Source organism: Bowmanella pacifica (genome assembly GCF_014645355.1).
Taxonomy (GTDB): domain Bacteria; phylum Pseudomonadota; class Gammaproteobacteria; order Enterobacterales; family Alteromonadaceae; genus Bowmanella; species Bowmanella pacifica.
Window position 1 is genome coordinate 191,876 of sequence record NZ_BMLS01000007.1, and the last position, 16,277, is coordinate 208,152.

17 protein-coding genes and 1 tRNA gene are annotated in these 16,277 nt (G+C 50.1%); 6 read left to right on the top strand and 12 right to left on the bottom strand.

All coding sequences use genetic code 11. The features are described 5' to 3' along the window. Nucleotides 1-22: 22 nt before the first annotated feature. The 11 genes from flgJ to IEX02_RS17935 all read right to left on the bottom strand — a co-directional run bounded on the left by flgJ (nt 23) and on the right by IEX02_RS17935 (nt 9,365). On the bottom strand, nt 23-946 hold the full coding sequence (flgJ, locus tag IEX02_RS17885; protein ID WP_188698407.1) for a flagellar assembly peptidoglycan hydrolase FlgJ: 924 nt from the start codon (nt 944-946) through the stop codon (nt 23-25). Between the two features lie 2 nt (nt 947-948). Beyond that, nucleotides 949-2,061, bottom strand: a complete 1,113-nt coding sequence (locus tag IEX02_RS17890; RefSeq protein WP_188698412.1) for a flagellar basal body P-ring protein FlgI — start codon at nt 2,059-2,061, stop codon at nt 949-951. 8 nt (nt 2,062-2,069) lie between these two features. After that, nucleotides 2,070-2,750: a flagellar basal body L-ring protein FlgH gene (flgH, locus tag IEX02_RS17895; protein WP_188698415.1), complete on the bottom strand. Its 681-nt coding sequence runs from the start codon at nt 2,748-2,750 to the stop codon at nt 2,070-2,072. Nucleotides 2,751-2,765: 15 nt separating this feature from the next. Next, nucleotides 2,766-3,554 (bottom strand): flagellar basal-body rod protein FlgG, encoded by a 789-nt coding sequence (gene flgG, locus IEX02_RS17900; protein ID WP_188698418.1) that lies wholly within the window; start codon nt 3,552-3,554, stop codon nt 2,766-2,768. A gap of 25 nt (nt 3,555-3,579) precedes the next feature. Then, the gene (locus tag IEX02_RS17905) at nt 3,580-4,323 is read right to left on the bottom strand and encodes a flagellar basal body rod protein FlgF (RefSeq protein ID WP_188698421.1); all 744 of its coding nucleotides are present in this window, start codon (nt 4,321-4,323) and stop codon (nt 3,580-3,582) included. A gap of 239 nt (nt 4,324-4,562) precedes the next feature. Beyond that, nucleotides 4,563-5,945 (bottom strand): flagellar hook protein FlgE, encoded by a 1,383-nt coding sequence (gene flgE / locus IEX02_RS17910; protein ID WP_188698424.1) that lies wholly within the window; start codon nt 5,943-5,945, stop codon nt 4,563-4,565. A gap of 15 nt (nt 5,946-5,960) precedes the next feature. Further along, nucleotides 5,961-6,647: a flagellar hook assembly protein FlgD gene (locus tag IEX02_RS17915; RefSeq protein WP_188698427.1), complete on the bottom strand. Its 687-nt coding sequence runs from the start codon at nt 6,645-6,647 to the stop codon at nt 5,961-5,963. Between the two features lie 19 nt (nt 6,648-6,666). Beyond that, complete coding sequence (gene flgC / locus IEX02_RS17920) at nt 6,667-7,089, bottom strand: flagellar basal body rod protein FlgC (RefSeq protein ID WP_188698430.1); 423 nt, start codon at nt 7,087-7,089, stop codon at nt 6,667-6,669. Beyond that, nucleotides 7,089-7,490 carry a flagellar basal body rod protein FlgB gene (flgB, locus tag IEX02_RS17925; protein ID WP_188698433.1) on the bottom strand — a complete coding sequence of 134 codons (402 nt, stop codon included), beginning with the start codon at nt 7,488-7,490 and terminating at the stop codon, nt 7,089-7,091. The genes flgC and flgB overlap by 1 nt, the downstream gene beginning before the upstream one ends. A 103-nt stretch (nt 7,491-7,593) precedes the next feature. Further along, nucleotides 7,594-8,427 (bottom strand): CheR family methyltransferase, encoded by an 834-nt coding sequence (locus tag IEX02_RS17930; protein ID WP_308422508.1) that lies wholly within the window; start codon nt 8,425-8,427, stop codon nt 7,594-7,596. 14 nt (nt 8,428-8,441) lie between these two features. Beyond that, nucleotides 8,442-9,365 carry a chemotaxis protein CheV gene (locus tag IEX02_RS17935; protein ID WP_188698436.1) on the bottom strand — a complete coding sequence of 308 codons (924 nt, stop codon included), beginning with the start codon at nt 9,363-9,365 and terminating at the stop codon, nt 8,442-8,444. Nucleotides 9,366-9,683: 318 nt separating this feature from the next. On the opposite strand from IEX02_RS17935, the gene flgA reads away from it, so the two are divergent. From flgA to flgN, 3 genes are all read left to right on the top strand, one after another. Then, nucleotides 9,684-10,379: a flagellar basal body P-ring formation chaperone FlgA gene (gene flgA / locus IEX02_RS17940; protein WP_188698439.1), complete on the top strand. Its 696-nt coding sequence runs from the start codon at nt 9,684-9,686 to the stop codon at nt 10,377-10,379. A gap of 173 nt (nt 10,380-10,552) precedes the next feature. Then, complete coding sequence (flgM, locus tag IEX02_RS17945) at nt 10,553-10,885, top strand: flagellar biosynthesis anti-sigma factor FlgM (protein ID WP_188698442.1); 333 nt, start codon at nt 10,553-10,555, stop codon at nt 10,883-10,885. Then, nucleotides 10,886-11,305 (top strand): flagellar export chaperone FlgN, encoded by a 420-nt coding sequence (flgN, locus tag IEX02_RS17950; RefSeq protein ID WP_188698444.1) that lies wholly within the window; start codon nt 10,886-10,888, stop codon nt 11,303-11,305. It abuts the gene before it with no gap. A gap of 64 nt (nt 11,306-11,369) precedes the next feature. On the opposite strand, the gene IEX02_RS17955 is transcribed toward flgN, so the two are convergent. Beyond that, on the bottom strand, nt 11,370-11,825 hold the full coding sequence (locus tag IEX02_RS17955) for an LPP20 family lipoprotein (protein WP_188698447.1): 456 nt from the start codon (nt 11,823-11,825) through the stop codon (nt 11,370-11,372). Between the two features lie 161 nt (nt 11,826-11,986). Here IEX02_RS17955 and IEX02_RS17960 point away from each other — a divergent pair, with 161 nt between their 5' ends. From IEX02_RS17960 to IEX02_RS17970, 3 genes are all read left to right on the top strand, one after another. Next, nucleotides 11,987-13,123 carry a flagella assembly protein FlgT gene (locus IEX02_RS17960; protein WP_188698451.1) on the top strand — a complete coding sequence of 379 codons (1,137 nt, stop codon included), beginning with the start codon at nt 11,987-11,989 and terminating at the stop codon, nt 13,121-13,123. 69 nt (nt 13,124-13,192) lie between these two features. After that, nucleotides 13,193-13,267 (top strand) — tRNA-Arg (locus IEX02_RS17965). Between the two features lie 206 nt (nt 13,268-13,473). Next, nucleotides 13,474-16,257, top strand: coding sequence for a TonB-dependent receptor plug domain-containing protein (locus IEX02_RS17970; RefSeq protein ID WP_188698454.1), 2,784 nt, complete (start codon nt 13,474-13,476; stop codon nt 16,255-16,257). Nucleotides 16,258-16,277: the final 20 nt, after the last annotated feature.

Genomic DNA, 16,277 nt, shown 5'->3' on the forward strand with positions numbered 1-16,277 from the left:
AAAGAAGGGAATCCCAGCCAACTCAGGGCAGACGATTCAATACCTGGAGAATTTTGTTGCTGTAATTAGGATCGGTAGCATAACCGGCCTGTTGCAGCTCGGTGAAATAAGCCTGACTGTCTGAGGCTTGTTCGATGGCTTTGCTGTAACGGGGATTATCACGCACAAAAGTGACGTAATCCTGCATGGCGTCGGCAAATGACGAATAGGCTCTGAACGCCGCTTTTTGCGGTTTTGCCACGCCTTGCTCATATTCCAGCGTACCCACCAGGGCCTTATCCCCCTGCCAACGGCTGTCCGCCTTAATACCAAACAGGTTGTGACTGTTCTGCCCGGACGATAAATGGATCATTTGCTGTCCCCATCCAGTTTCTACCGCAGCCTGGGCAACCAAGGCTTTAGGATCCAGGCCAAGCTGGCTGGCAGCTTGCTCAGCATGAGGCAACAAGGCGGCAACAAATTCCTCTGCATCGGCAAACGCAGGCTGTTTATTGCCGGGCAGGCTAACGGGGCCCAGTACTTGCTGCTGAATATTGTCCAGGGCTTTAATCTGATTGCGGTTAATACTGGATAAATTACCGTCGTCGCGCAGCACACTGGCCGGTGTATAGCCATCCACATTTTGGCCAAGCTGTTTAACGATAATATCTGCTAATCCAAGGTTACCATTGGTGGCCAGATCGGTGGCGAGCTGCTGATCATGCATATCCCGATAAAACTTGACCTGTTGGGAGTTAAAGGGACTGTCTTTATCCGCCAGTACATCCTGGGCATCGCGCATAGATTTCAGCATCATTCGCACAAAGATAGCTTCAAACTGCTTGGCCGCTTCATCCAGCGCCTTATCATCCCCAGCCTGGGCGGCACGACGTAAACTGTCCAGTCCTTTCAGATCGTGAACATTACGCGACTGCTCAAGCTGGTTGATAGAAAAGTTCTGATCCATAACTAAATAACAATCAGTTGACCTTGAAGCGCGCCAGCCTGACGCAAGGCTTCAAGAATGGCCATTAAGTCACCGGGGGCGGCGCCCACTTCATTCACCGCCCGCACTAGTTGATCCAGTGTCACACCGGGATCGAATTTAAACATCCGGCTGTCATCCAGATTAACATCAACCACGGATTGCGGGGTTACGACCGTCTCCCCATCAGCCAATGCATTCGGCTGCGATACTTGTTGATTCTCGGTGATAGTGACCGTGAGCCCGCCGTGTGTGACCGCAGCAGGCAACAGGCGCACGTCCTTACCAATCACAATAGTGCCGGTACGGCTGTTAATAATAACTTTGGCCGGCGCATCGGCAGGTTCAAATTCAAAATTCTCCAAGGTGGCTAAAAAGCCAACCCGCTGCCCCACATCACGGGGGGCGGAGACTCTTACAGACGCCGCATCAATAGGCGTCGCAATGGCATACCCACTCGCAGCATCGGCTCCCAGGCGCTTGTTGATGGCATCGGCCAGACTGCGCGCAGTAGAAAAATCCGGATAATGTAAATTCAGGGTGAGATAGTCGTTTTGCATCAAGCCGCTTGGCACTGCCCGTTCAACAATGGCGCCATTGACAATACTGCCCACGGTCGGCGTATTAGCCACAATTCTTGAACCATCGGCGCCTTCCGCACCAAAACCGCTAACTACCAAACTACCCTGAGCAACAGCGTACACATTGCCATCCAGGCCTTTAAGAAAGGTTTGCAATAAGGTGCCGCCACGCAAGCTGCCCGCCTCACCAATAGATGACACTGTGACATCTATGGTCTGACCGGGTTTAATAAAAGCCGGTAGGTCGGCATGCACAGCAACCGCCGCCACATTCTTGATCTTTGGCTTTAAATTACTCGGCATCATGATGCCGAAGTTGGACAACATGGTACGAAAGCTCTGCTCGGTAAAGGGGCTTTGTTCACCGGTACCCGGCAAGCCCACCACCAAGCCATAGCCTACCAGTTGGTTACTACGTACCCCCTGAATAGAGACCAAATCTTTAATCCGCTGGGCGGCCTGCAAGGGCGCGCTAAACAGTAACCCCAGAATCAGTAAATAGCTGAACTTAACCATATTGCCTCCTAAAAGGGCCACCATTCGGACGAGAAGAATCGCGTCAGCCAACCTTGTTGCTGCGCTTGAGAGAAAGTGCCGGTACCGCTGTATTGGATGCGGGCATTGGCAATCTTGGTCGAGTTCACTTCGTTTTCCGGACTGATGTCTGCCGCGCGCACTATGCCAGTCAGACGAAGATATTCGTCGCCGTTGTTAAGCGTCAGCCACTTTTCGCCCCGAACCACCAGGTTTTGGTTGGGCAGAACCTGAATTACCGTTACAGAGATATTACCCGCCAGGTTATTACTTTGGTTGGCCGTTGCAGAACCGGCAAAGTCGTTACTTGAGGTTACCCCGAGTTGGATAGATTCATTACCAATGGCCACAGGATTTCCTCCCAGCCCAGTAATGGGATCCAATGCCATCTCAGAAGCACGATTGGTATTCGTGCCGGCAGACTTTCTGGCCGTAGTATTTTCCCGCAGCACAACAGTGATAATGTCGCCGATACGACGGGCCTTTACATCCGAATAGAGACTGCTGGAAAAATTATCCTGAAAAATGGAACCGTCATCATTGACCTTTTGCTCGGGGATATCCGGCATCACCGGAGCAAAGAAGGGATCATTAGGAGCAGGCTGCATGGACGGTGTGCTGGAGCACCCCGCCACCATTACCAACAGCATGGACGACATCAGGATTTTCATGGCATTACCCTTCACTTAAAGCTGCTGAATAACCTGACCGAGCATCTGATCCACCGACGAGATCACTTTAGAGTTCATCTCATACAAACGCTGGCTTTCGATCAGATTGACCAGTTCTTCCGTTACGTTCACGTTAGAGGTTTCCAACGCGCCCTGGATAACAGTGCCAAACCCAGCTAATCCCGGCACACCTTGCAGCGGCGCACCACTGACGGCGGTCTCGACATATAAGTTCTGTCCAATGGGCTGAAGGCCAGTGGGATTAATAAAGTCCGATATGGTGATTTGCCCCAGCACAACAGGATCAGCCTGACCACGGATAGTGGCAGAAACTTCGCCATCCTGAGATATGGTAATTTGCTGTGCGTCTTCAGGTACGGCAATCACAGGTTGCAGCTGAAACCCAGCGCCCGGCGTCACAATTTCGCCATTTTCATTAAGCGTAAACTGACCATTACGAGTGTAGGCAATAGTGCCGTCGGGTTGCAGGATCTCAAAGAAACCACGGCCCTGAACCATCATGTCCAAGGCATTATCGGTGGTTTGCAGGTTACCCTGAGTAAAGGCTTTCTGAGTCGCTACCACTTTCGAACCCGCGCCCAACATCAGACCGGACGGCAACTCGGTATCGGCCGACGAACGGCCACCAGGCTGGTTGATGTTTTGATAAAGCAGGTCCTCAAAAATGGCCCTGCCCTTTTTAAAACCAACAGTACTGGCGTTAGCCAAGTTATTGGATACCACCGACACATCGGTTTGGGCCGCATCCAGGCCGGTTTTGCTGATCCATAATGCCGGGTGCATAAGTCACCTCCGCCTTGTCTTTAAATTAAATAATCTGCAGCAGACGATTGGCTCGTAAGTCCAAATCAGCCGCTTCTTTCATCATTTTCACTTGCATTTCGTACTGGCGCTGCAACGTAATCATGCTGACCATTTCTTCCACCGGATTGACGTTACTCGCCTCCAAAGTGCCATTGGCCAATCGCACCGTGAAATCTTCATCCGCTACCTGGCCATTTTTCAGTCTGAACAGGCCATCGGTTCCCCGCTCAATCTGCGCCACGTCTGGGTTAACCAGCTTCAGTCGGCCAATTTCTTCCAACACCTCAGCAGGCGCCCCTTGGGGACGAATGGATAAGGTGCCGTCATTGGCAATATCTATTTTGGACAGGGGCAAGGGCAAGGCAATTGGACCGCCTTCCCCTATCACCAGGTTGCCGTGACCATCCTGCAATAATCCATCCGGTCCGACTTGAAGGTTGCCTGCACGGGTATAAGCTTCATTGCCTTGCTTATCCTGCACACTTAGCCAACCTGAGCCCTGAATCGCCACATCAAGCTCGCGGTCGGTGCGGATCATGGCACCGCCTTCATAGTCATTGGTTGGGCTTTCTGTCATGGCAAATACCCGGGTAGGTAAGCCTTCACCGAACGCCGGCATGGCGCGAGCTTGTTCCAACTGGGCTTTGAAGCCATTGGTCTGGGCATTAGCCAGGTTATTGGCGCGTACGGCAGTAGCGAGCAAATCTTGCTTGGCGCCACTGGCAGCGATGTAGAGCAACTTATCCATGACGGTTTATTGACTCGAAGACAGACTTAACCTGAATTGAGCAATTTTGATGCCAGAATGGTTAGGTGTTAGGTGTTAGGTGTTAGGTGTTAGGTGTTAGGTGTTAGGTGTTAGGCAATTCTATGATGCATTGGCGATATTAGTACCAAATACTCTTCCCTGCTTTCCAGCAGAATGAAAAGAAGGGGTAAGACGGCTGTCCGTCTTACCCCTTTCGCTTCTCTCCTAACTATCTATCTCTAGCGGATATTCAGTACCGTCTGATTCAGCTGGTTGTTCACTTCCAGCGCACGGGAGTTCGCCTGGAAGTTACGCTGTGCCACAATCATATCAATCAGTTCAGTGGTTAGGTTGACGTTGGCCGACTCCAGTGCCTGCGAGTTGATATCACCGTATGTGCCGGTAGTCGCCTCACCGGCTAATGCTTCGCCGGACAGAATACTTTCTTTCCACTGGGTATTACTCTGTTGTGTCAGACCCTGTTCGTTAGCAAAGCGAATAAGGCCAATACGGGCAACCGGGTCAAAGGTACCATTTGAGTACTTAGCCAGAACCAGCCCGTCTTTATTGATCTCAATTCCCGTTAAGCGGCCAACAGGCAAACCGTCCTGCGATAAGGTGGTTGCCACAAAGGGGTCAGCGTACTGAGTCGGCTCTTCCGGGGTTTGTGGCCCAGTAGAGAAATTGAAATCGATTTTCAGTGTCTGGGCCTGATCTGCACCATTGGTCAGAATACCGCCTAAGGCTTCAGTTTCTAGCTTGAAGTCAGAAGTGGCTGCACCATCTGCCGCAAAAATGCCAATAAACTCACCACCACTGTTAAATTCCAAACGTGCGGCGTTAACTGCATTACCGGTTGCAGTACCAGCAGTATTTACAATAGGGTCACCCGCTACTGCCGGCTCAATATTCACAAGCTGGTCTTCAACCGCGGTTACCATTACCCATTGATTGGGATTAGCGGGTGCAGGACCGACAGTGCCATCTTTAATAAAATAGAAGGTCTGTACATGGCTATCACCCAATGAGTCATACACCGTAATGGAGGTTTTGGCGTGATAGCTTAGCTGGTCGGCCGGGTCAAACTGTGCCGGGTCCAGACCAACAGCCCCTGCCGGCAGGTTCATTTTCATATCGACTTCGGTGGTAGCCTGAGGTGCACCGGATGAATCAGGGACACGAATAGGTATCATAGTACTGCTGGCCACCGACGCAGATGTGCCATCGGCGTTAACCGGAAAACCCAACAAGTGTTGACCACCTGAGTTAACAATATAATTGTCGGAGTTCAGCTTAAACATACCGGCTCGGGTATAAGAGAAGTCCCGCGAGGATAAGTCAGGCGCCATAGCAAAAAAGCCATTGCCGCTGATCGCTAAATCCAGCGCACTCTCGGTAAACTGCAGTGAGCCTTGGGTAAACTGCTGTGCCACTTCCTGGGTCAGTACACCATCACCCACTTTGGTGCGTGAACCGGCCAATAGTGAGGTGGCATACACATCACCAAATTCCGCCCTGGACTGCTTAAAGCCCACGGTATTCACGTTAGCGATGTTATTCGCCGTGGTATCCAGGTCACGCTGAGCCGCGTTCACACCACTTAATGCTATATTGAAGGACATCTTGGTTCTCTCCTATCAGCTGCCAATCTGCAGTACATCAGCGAGCTTCACGCTCTCTTCGCCGGCCAGATTGAGAATGACACCCTGGGTACTGGACGCCAGGCTGACGCTATTTACATGACGGTTGATGGCAGTCGGCAAGTCGATACGCTTCTCGCCCACTTTAGCCGTGGCGGTAACGGTATAGTTGCCGGGTGGCAATGGATTGCCGCTGTTATCCGTTCCGTCCCAGTTAAACTCGATGTTGCCGGCCGCGTTAGAACCTAATGTCATGGTTCTGACGGTCTGCCCGCTTTTATCTTCGATGGTTATCTTCATATCATGAGCGGCTTTCTCATTGATGATCACCCCTGAGAGTTCTGCGCCTTCCGCATCTGTCAAAGTGCCTTTATCACCAATCACCAATACTTGTTGCCCAATCAAACCTGACGCTGCTAACGCCTGACTGGAATTCATATTGGCAGCAAAACCTTCAAAGCTGGACTGCAGCTTGCTGAGGCTGTCGGCCATGGTAAAGCTGGTCATCTGCGCGATCATTTGATCGTTGTCCACCGGTTTGGTGGGATCCTGCTGGGCAAGTTGCTCGGTCAGCAAGGCAAAGAAATCTTCCTGCTTTAGCTGGCCATTGGTGTTCTCAGGCGTTTTCTTGTCCTGGGGCCAATACAGGTCGCGGACATCACTGTTGTTAACTGAATCTGTCATCTGCTAATCCTCAGTGCGCTTACTGACCTTGACCAAGCTGCAACACCCTACGGAAGATCCGCTTAGTGGTGTCGGCAACCTGAACATTGGTTTCGTAGGCTTTTGACGCTGACATCATGTCGGCCATCTCTTCCACCACATTGACATTTGGCTTATAGATATAGCCGTCTTTGTCGGCCATGGGATGACCTGGGTTGTATTCCATTTGCAGTGGCCGATCACTTTCCACAATCCCCAGCACCTTCACACCGGTACCAGCTGACTGACCGTCAATGGCTCGCTGCATTTCAGCGGCAAATACCGGCTTTCTGGCCCGGTAAGTTTGATCAATACTGCTACTGACGCTGTTTGCATTGGCGATATTACTAGCCGTGGTATTCAGGCGCGTGGATTCAGCGCTCATACCTGTGGTCGCGATATTCATTACATTAAACAGACTCATCAGCCTTGCCCTCCACCCAGGGCTTTTTTCATGCCCTTAAACTTACCGCTTAAAAACTCAACACCGACCTGATAACGCATGCCGGTATCCAAAAATGCATTCCGTTCAGCCTGCACATCCACGGTGTTGCCATCGCCGGTATCAGGTTGATTTGGCACCCTGAACATTTGGTCGCCACGATGACGGGTCTCGATGGCAAAATGTTTCTCGTGGGTGCGGGATAAACTGGAGCTGCGCTCGGCTTGGGCCGTTTGCATCGCAGACTTAAAGTCAATGTCGCGCGCTTTATAGCCGGGCGTATTGGCATTAGCCAGGTTACCGGAAATGACTTCCATCTTGTCATTGCGCACTTGCAGTGCGCGATGATGCAAACCGACTAATTTGTCTAAGCTGATTGCCACCTGTTTTCTCCTTTGCACGGAGCTTGTCTTGGCAATAGCTTAGCAATACACGTGCCAGCTTAATGGTGTCATCAAACCGGCAGTGTTAAGAATGGGAGGTAGATTATTGTTTTTTAAGGTAATAGAGGCCAGGATTGCAACGTACCATACTGAATGCATCGGACAATCCAGACATAGATTCAGACGCACCGAGGAACAAAATTCCCTCTTTATTCAGGCCGGCGGCAATTTGTTGCAGTATCTGTGTTTTGAGCTGAGCGGAAAAATAAATCAACACGTTGCGGCAAAACACAATATCGAACTTACCCAGCGAACTGTAGGAGTCCAGCAGGTTAATTGGACGAAACGAGACCATGTTGGTCACTTGCGACCGAAGACGCATAGTACCGTTGGCCGTAGGTTCAAAGAACAGTCGTTTACGCTCATCGGACAGGCCCCTGGACAACGACAGATTGTCATACTCCGCCGCCTTACAGCGGTTAAGCATATCTGATGAGATATCTGTTCCCACAATCTGCACCCCACCAGGAAAGGCGCCAGGACTGCGTTGTAAAAACTCCAAAATGGTCATAGCTATGGAATAAGGCTCCTGACCTGAAGAACAGGCAGCAGACCAAATCCGTAACGGCCCTGGCCTGCCTTTAAACTTCTGCAATAGCTCACTTTTCAACAGCTCAAAGGGGTAGGTGTCACGAAACCACAAGGTCTCATTGGTGGTCATCGCATCGATGACCGCCTCTCGCAACGTTCTGTCCCGTCCATTCACTACATTAGTAATCAATAATGAAAGGTTTGCGATGTTGAAACGACGTAGCAGAGGCGACAACCTGCTACGCACTAAATACTGTTTATTGTCGCCTAAAACAATGCCGCACTGGCGTTCCAGATAATCCCGGAACATGGCATAGTCTTGGATTCCTATCTCTTTATCAGGCACAAATTAATCTCTAATTATTCAAGACCTAACCATTTTTTGACCGAGTTGGCCAATTCGTCCGGGTGGAACTTAGCAATAAAATCGTCCGCGCCCACTTTCTTCACCATCGCCTGATTAAACACCCCGCTGAGCGAGGTATGCAAAATCACATGCAGGTCTTTGAGTTCGGGGGAATGCTTGATTTCCGCAGTCAGAGTGTAGCCATCCATTTCCGGCATCTCAATGTCTGACACCAACACGCCAACCCGATCCGTGACATCACCGGTTTCCTCGGCAAGCTCCCGCAAGCGAACTAAAGCTTCCATGCCATTCTTTGCAGTCTCAATTTTCAGCCCCAAACTGGTCAGAGCTTTAACAACCTGATTGCGCGCCACGGACGAATCATCCGCAACGAAAATCAGCTTATCGCGAACAGGGGATACGTCTAAACCATCAAGCACTTCGGCACTGACGTCGGTTTTCAGCGGTGAAATTTCGTTGAGAATCTTCTCAACATCCAAAATCTCCACCAACTCGTTGTCCACTTCGGTCACGGCCGTCAAATAACTGGCGCGCCCGGCCCCTTTGGGTGGCGGCATAATGGAATCCCAGTTGATGTTGATGATCCGCTCAACCGAGTCAACCAAGAAACCCTGCACAGAGCGATTGTATTCAGAAATGATAATGAAACACTTACTGAGATCCTCGATGGGTTTACCACCGGTGGCTAAACTCAGGTCGATCACTGAAATGGTTTGTCCACGAATATGCGCAACGCCACGGACAAATTTGTTAAGCTTAGGCATCACAGTCAAGGGCGGACACTGCAACACTTCCCGCACTTTAAACACATTAATACCAAATCGCTGTCGCCCGCGTAACTTAAACAGCAACAGCTCTAACCTGTTTTGCCCAACCAGTTGTGTACGCTGGTTTACCGAATCTAAGATTCCCGCCATAAAACCACCTCAGTGATGAATCAATTCAGGCACAATACTTGCGATAACTTATTCAAGCGCGCATAGATTGCCTTAAAAGGCTCGAAAACTGGCCAAAGGCCGACTGATTTTTGACATACCTACATACTTAAGTGCTCGGCATGTAAACGTCTAAAATCTTTCGGTCTGATAACCGACATCCACTGGGCATCTATTGATGAATAAATTCGGGAAACAGATGCAAAACGGATTTCAACGCCCAGGCTCTATGTTACTAGAATTTGTCTCTAAGCATAGCCAAAGTGGCTTGAAGTAAACATGATTAATTCTGCTAGTGTTATGAGAATATTGATTTTTTTGCTACTAACCGTAAAAAGTGGCGGTGTTTTCGCCGAGACGCTGGATATTTCATCGCCCCACCAGCAAGTGAGTGATACCGCCAGACAGTACGTACTTGAGCGCCTGACGCAACTTACCCCGGATACCACGCAACTAAAGGTGGAAGCCGCTTCAGTGGATGAACGATTACAAATTCCAGCCTGTACTGAGCCTTTTAGCGCCCAGGCCAGTGAAAACAGTTTATCCCAGGCTAATGTGACGGTCAGGGTCAGTTGTGTCCCATCTAGCTGGTTTTTATATGTGATGGTGAAAGTAAGCCAGACTCAGCCCGTGGTTGTCACCAAAGTACCAGTGTCACCCGGCACCTTGCTGGATGAATCTCAACTTGAAGTCATTAATATGGAGCTAGGGCAACTGCGCAGCAGTACCTTTGCCAGCATTAGCGATCTTTCCGGGGCGCGAAGTAAACGTCGTTTGCGGGCCGGTCAGCCAATCGAGCCGTCGCAGCTATGCTATGTATGTAAGGGAGACAGCATAGTAATAAGAGCAAACACCGCGGGGTTACAAATTAAAACCACCGGCATTGCACTACAGGACGGTAATATAGGTGACACCATATTGATTAAGAATCGCGCTTCCGATAAGCAAATTGATGCGCGTGTAATCAATGTCGGCGAAGTGGCGGTGGGAATTTAGGACAAATGGCTTTTAGTCATGTACCATGCAATTTGGCTTAATTTTTCAGCAGTCGTGTCGATAACCTGGGGGCAAGGATTTGCAACAGGTGAGCCGTTTAAAATAATTTGCTAAAGTAATCCTGACCTATGCCGATAACGTAAGCAGAGGTTTATCAGGTAGTGGATGTGAGCATGTCGATTAACAACATCAATGGTAATGTGAACAAGCCGCAGGTAGACAGCCAGAAGCTCAATCAACAGCAGCAGGCTCAAAACCAAGCGGCCGCCCAGGCAAATGAAGCCAAGGCACAAACAACGGCACCCCGGCAGGACTCCGTGTCGTTGACACAGTCTGCCCAGCAGTTAGCCCAGGTTCAAAAGAAAGGTAATGATGCACCGGTTAACCAGGAAAAAGTGGATCGCCTTAAGCGCGCCATTCAATCTGGTGAATACAAAGTGAATCCTGAAGTGCTGGCGCAGAAAATTGCTAAACTGGAATCTGAACTGTTTGGAGTAAAGTCCTAAGTGTCTACGCAGCAAAGTCTTGAGCTATTGAACCAGCAAAAGGACGCCTTGGCGCGCCTGCAACTGTTATTAGATAACGAGTTGCAACAGATCAGTAGCCGCGATGCTGAAGCCCTGATCTCAGTGGTCAAAGAGAAAGAACTTTTGCTGGAGCAAATTCAACAACAGGATGAACAGCTGGCGACATTGCTTCCCGATGAGTTAACCGAACAGCAAGCCACGCTGAAACAGCATATTCTGGATTTAGTGAAAGATTGTCAGTACCGCACGCAGATTAACGCCACCGCCGTCGAGCAAGGCCAGTTGCGTCTTGAACACCTGCGAAATCTGATTGTTGAGTCACGGGCTAAAGAAAGCCTGACCTATGATAAAGCAGGCAAAAAGCATTCCGGCACCCGTGGTAGCGGTATCAGCGCTTGATTTAAGAGTTTAGCTCCGGTTCCTGCGAGTTAGGCTTCCAGCCCCGCCTTTCCCAAGCAACACCTTAGTAATACTTCACATCCTTGATACGCTTGGGTTTAGCCACGCTCAGATAAATATCATGCACTTTGCGCATATCCAGCTCCAATTCTGTGGCATAGGTATCCTCGTCTACGGCATAACTCTTAATCACCTTGGCACCGCGGATGACGCCATCTACTGAGGAGCGCAAGGTGGCATTATCCAGCACCAGATTAGACAACTCCTGCTGGCCGGACAAACGCTGACCATATACCTGTTCGGCCAACTCACGGTAAGCATCCAGCTTGGAAGCCTTAATAGCCTGCAGCATTTTTACTGTATCCGAACTGCCCTGCTGCGCAGCGACAGGTGCATACCCTACCGCCTTTAACAGCGGATAACTCTGTGGCTCAACGTATTCCCATTCAACCTGCTTATCATACAATGTCGAACAACCAGCCAGCGTACCCAACAGCAGGCAATATCCCAGAAGTCGCATATCATCACCTCGAACAAACCAGACAGCACATTGCGGCCCTTTATCTATGTTCAATTTATATAGCAAAATACGTACCGTCTCCAAGGCGTCAAAGTTTTGCTGTGATAAAACGGTACGTTTTGTGCTTAATCACTTGGCGTTTAGCTTTTAAGGGTGGTCCTGTGAAACGGTTTTTTGTGCTGATATCAATCTTACTCAGTCCTGTCAGTCAGGCGATTTGGTTTGAAGCCAGCGGCCAGGCGGTCATTGTCCAGGGTGACAAACAACAGGCCAGGCAATTGGCCACCCAGGAAGCTATAAAGCAGGCATTGATGTTTGCCGGAGCCAGGGTCAGTTCGGTACAGAAGCTGGCCAACGGTCTGCTACAGGATGACCGTTTTGAAGTTCGAGCCGGTGGCGAGGTAGATAGGGTTGAGCTGATTAATGAGGTATATCACGACGATATTGTCACCGTTTCCATTCGCGCCGATATATTCCCAGAAGAAGCCCAGTGTTCCGGCGCTGATTACCGCAAGAGCCTGATCAGCAGTTGGTATCCCATCAAAGACAAGCGTCAGGCCACCCTGGGGGAGGTATTTGATCTGGGTAAAAGTCTGCCGAATCAACTCCGTCGCGCTTTTGAATTATCCAGTCGGCATGTACAACTGGATACCATAGAGGGATTCTATCTCAAGCCAGAAACCCACCCCGCCAACCAAGCTATGGGACTGACCAAGCGCAATGGCGGGCAATTGGTACTGCTGGCAGAAATTACCGATCTAAGCCACCAGCAAAGTACACCGGGCAGGCTGACCTTTTGGCAAGACGCCAGCATAGAACGACAGTTTGCTCTGCAAGTTACCCTGGTGGAAGGCATGACAGGCGAAGTCTTGCTGCAAGAGCAATTTCATACCAGCGCCCCCTGGCCGTTTGACCTGCACCAAAAAGTGCAGCCAGAAAGCCAGCAATTCTGGCAGTCCAGCTATGGTATGGCTGTCAGCGATTTGCTCACGTCTGTTGCTCAACGTGTCGATGAGCAAGTATCTTGCCTGCCAGCCAACGGCAGAATACTCAAAGTCAGCAATGAGCAACTGACTATAGATATGGGCCAGCATCAGGGCGTCAACCGAGGCGATAAACTGCGTATATTCAAACTGAATCAGTTTATGGATCCGCTTGGTCGCGCCCATTACCAGTATTTTCTGCACCCAGTGGAAGTGATAGTGACGCAAGTACAGAAAGATTACGCCGTGCTTGAGTCGGCGACCGGCGCGCCACTGGCCAATATTCAGCCAAACGATTTTGTATCCAAGCGCTAAGGGTTTAAATCCCCCAAGCCATAGGTAATAATGCATCCCAAGAGCGCAGTGGTTCTTCCTCTGCGTTTAGTCCCCGTAGTTTAATGGATAAAACGAGCCCCTCCTAAGGGCTAGATCTAGGTTCGATTCCTGGTGGGGACGCCATTTCTCTTGATATATCAATCATCTGTATTATCCGCTCTACATAGACGCCCAAACCGCCAGCATATTGGTTAAAACTATATTAAGAATAAAAAGTCAACAGTTTTACCTATAACAATACTTAGCAGTCCAGGAATCATTTATTCATTGATAATTATTTGTTAAAAATAAAATATTTTACAAATCTGTAAACAATAGGATTTGTATTAATGAAACAGCTTACAACTTCCCCCCTACCGATTTACCTGGCCGTTAGCGCTATTCTGTCAGCCGCGCCTGCAACTTACGCATCAGAAGAGCCTGCGAAAACTGTTGAGCGAATCGCGGTAACTGGTTCATTGATCAAGCGGGCCGATTTGGAAGAAAGTATGCCGGTCACCGTGTTTGATAAAGCGTTGATTGAAAACTCCGGCGCCCAGAACATGATTGATGTGGCAAACAACCTGACCATTAACTCAGGCTCACTCTTTACCAACGAAAATGCCCAGCTTGCAGGGACATCACAATTTAATATTCGCGGTTTGGGCCCCGGCTCCACGCTCACGCTGATCAACGGTCGTCGCGCGGGCATTGCGCCGGTGGCAACCAACTTAGGTAATCAGTTTTTTGATATTAATCAGCTGCCACTAGCGATGATAGAGCGTATTGAGTTTCTGACCGACGGCGCCTCCTCCACCTACGGCTCTCAGGCCGTCGCAGGGGTAGCCAATATTATTACCCGTCAGGGTTTTGAAGGTCTGGAAGTGTCCGGCCGCTATCAGGACACCACCAATGAGGCCTACGACATCAACCTGGTTACCGGCGCAGCCAATGAACGTGGTCAGTTTAACCTGTACGCAACACTGACAGGCCAGACTCGCAGCTATCGCTCTGATTTCGATTTTATCAACGAGCGCGTGGGCGGTAACGGTAATATTTATGATTCTAAGTTTTTGTCATCCACCGGCTCGCCGGGTTCCTACCAGCTAGCCCAAACCGATGAAAACGGCGTGATTACCCCAACCGGCTCAGTGTTTGCCGATCCCAACTGTGAAGCGGCCGGCGGGGTACTGCAAGGTGGCGTATGTAAAACCAGCTTTATTGACCAATTGGCGATATTGCCAGCGGAAAATCGTTTCCAGATGTTCAGCGAGTTTTCCTATGACGTCACAGACTCTGTGACAGCCTATGGTGAATTCAGCTTTTCGCGCAACAAAGTGAAGGCCATTTTGGGCTCACCGTTTTACTCCAACGGTTTAGTCAAAGGCGGCAGTACCTTTGTACCAGGTGACCATCCGTTTAACTTCTTTGTCCTTAACGACGCCGGGGATGGCCTCGACTACATTGATCCGGCCAACTGGGACAATGATATTCACCAAGCCGTAGATGTTGTTGCCAAGGCTCGTCCGTTTGGTGTTTACACCACCGGTGACTCCGCCAGCGGTATTAATAATGCGCTGGATATCGACTTTGACTATTACCGTGCCGTAGCCGGTTTTGAGGCCGATATCAGTGACACCTGGACACTGAATACCTCTTATGTATATGCCGTGGGCAAACGCACCGAAACCACGCATCTGGGAATGTCCAGCACCACCTTTAATGACGCCGTGCTGGATGGTCTATTTAATCCTTTTGGCACCGCCCTTTCCAGCCCAGGCTTGGTTTCACCTAAGGATGGCACCTCGATTGCAGGCAACAGTGAAGATGAACTGGCTGCTGTGCTACATGCCTTTGTTGATGAGACTTACAGTGAACAGCAAGTGGTGGAGTCTATTGCCAGTGGTGATCTATTCGACTTAGACACAGGTACGGTGGGCTTAGCAATAGGTGCTCAGTACCGTTATGAAGACTATCAATATACCCCAGACAGTCTGTCTGCCAAGGGACTGGGTTTTGGCTCTACGCCTTCTGCGTCAATCTCGGGTGATACCAACGTATTTGCCGTTTTTGCCGAACTCTTTGTGCCAGTGCATGAAGATGTCGAAGTGCAAACCGCCCTGCGCTACGAAGACTACGATACCGCCGGCTCCACGCTGGATCCTAAAATTGCCGTGAAGTGGGATATCAATGATCAGTGGATCCTGCGCAGCTCGTTCGGTACCTCGTTCCAGGCCCCAACCAACCTGCAAACCGGCGAAACCCTAGGTGGTGCCTACATAGACGATCCTGTGTCGGTGCAAAATGGCGTGCCAGTTTGTCACCCGGCTGGCATCAGTAACTATGTGTATATCACCACCAAGGGAAGTGATGATCTTGAGCCCAGTAAGGCTAAGAGCTGGAATCTGGGCTTGGTGTATCAACCCACTAAAAATCTGATGATGAAAGCAGATCTCTGGTCATTCGACTACAGCGACCTGGTTGCCCAGGACTCCAGTGCGACCGGCATAGTGAATGCCCAGTGTGCCGGTGTTGCCCAGGGCGGCAAGCCTAAAGATGATCCCCGCATCAATCGTTCTGCCGAAGGTCAGTTGCGTGAGATAACACTGAATTACATCAACACGGGTTCGGTAGAAACCCAGGGTATTGATTTTAGTGCCAACTATGACCTGGATCTGGCTGCCATGGGGGATTTGACCTTAGGCTTTGACAGCACCTACGTGGCCACCTTTGATATTGTCGCCATTGACGGTCAGCCGGCTATTGATGGCGCCGGCAGCTACAACAGTGCCAATGCCTTTAAAGCCATGCCGCAGGTAAGAGCCAATACCCGAGCCAGCTGGAAGTTGGACGGCCATGCCCTGAATGCCTCCATTCGCTATATCAGTAATTACGATAACGATTTAACCGCCGACGAGCACGATAAGATCGCCGCCTTTACCTCAGTGGATCTGAAGTATTCATACACCTTTGAGTCCAGTGCAGGCAGCACCTTACTGAATGTAGGCGTAAACAATCTGTTTGATAAAGCGCCCCCCAGCCTGGGAGACGGTGTACGTCCAGGTTACGATGCCACCACCCATGATGTACGTGGCCGGGTTCTGTATGCCGGCTTTACTCATACCTTTAACTAAGCGCATCAGTATCAGCAGGC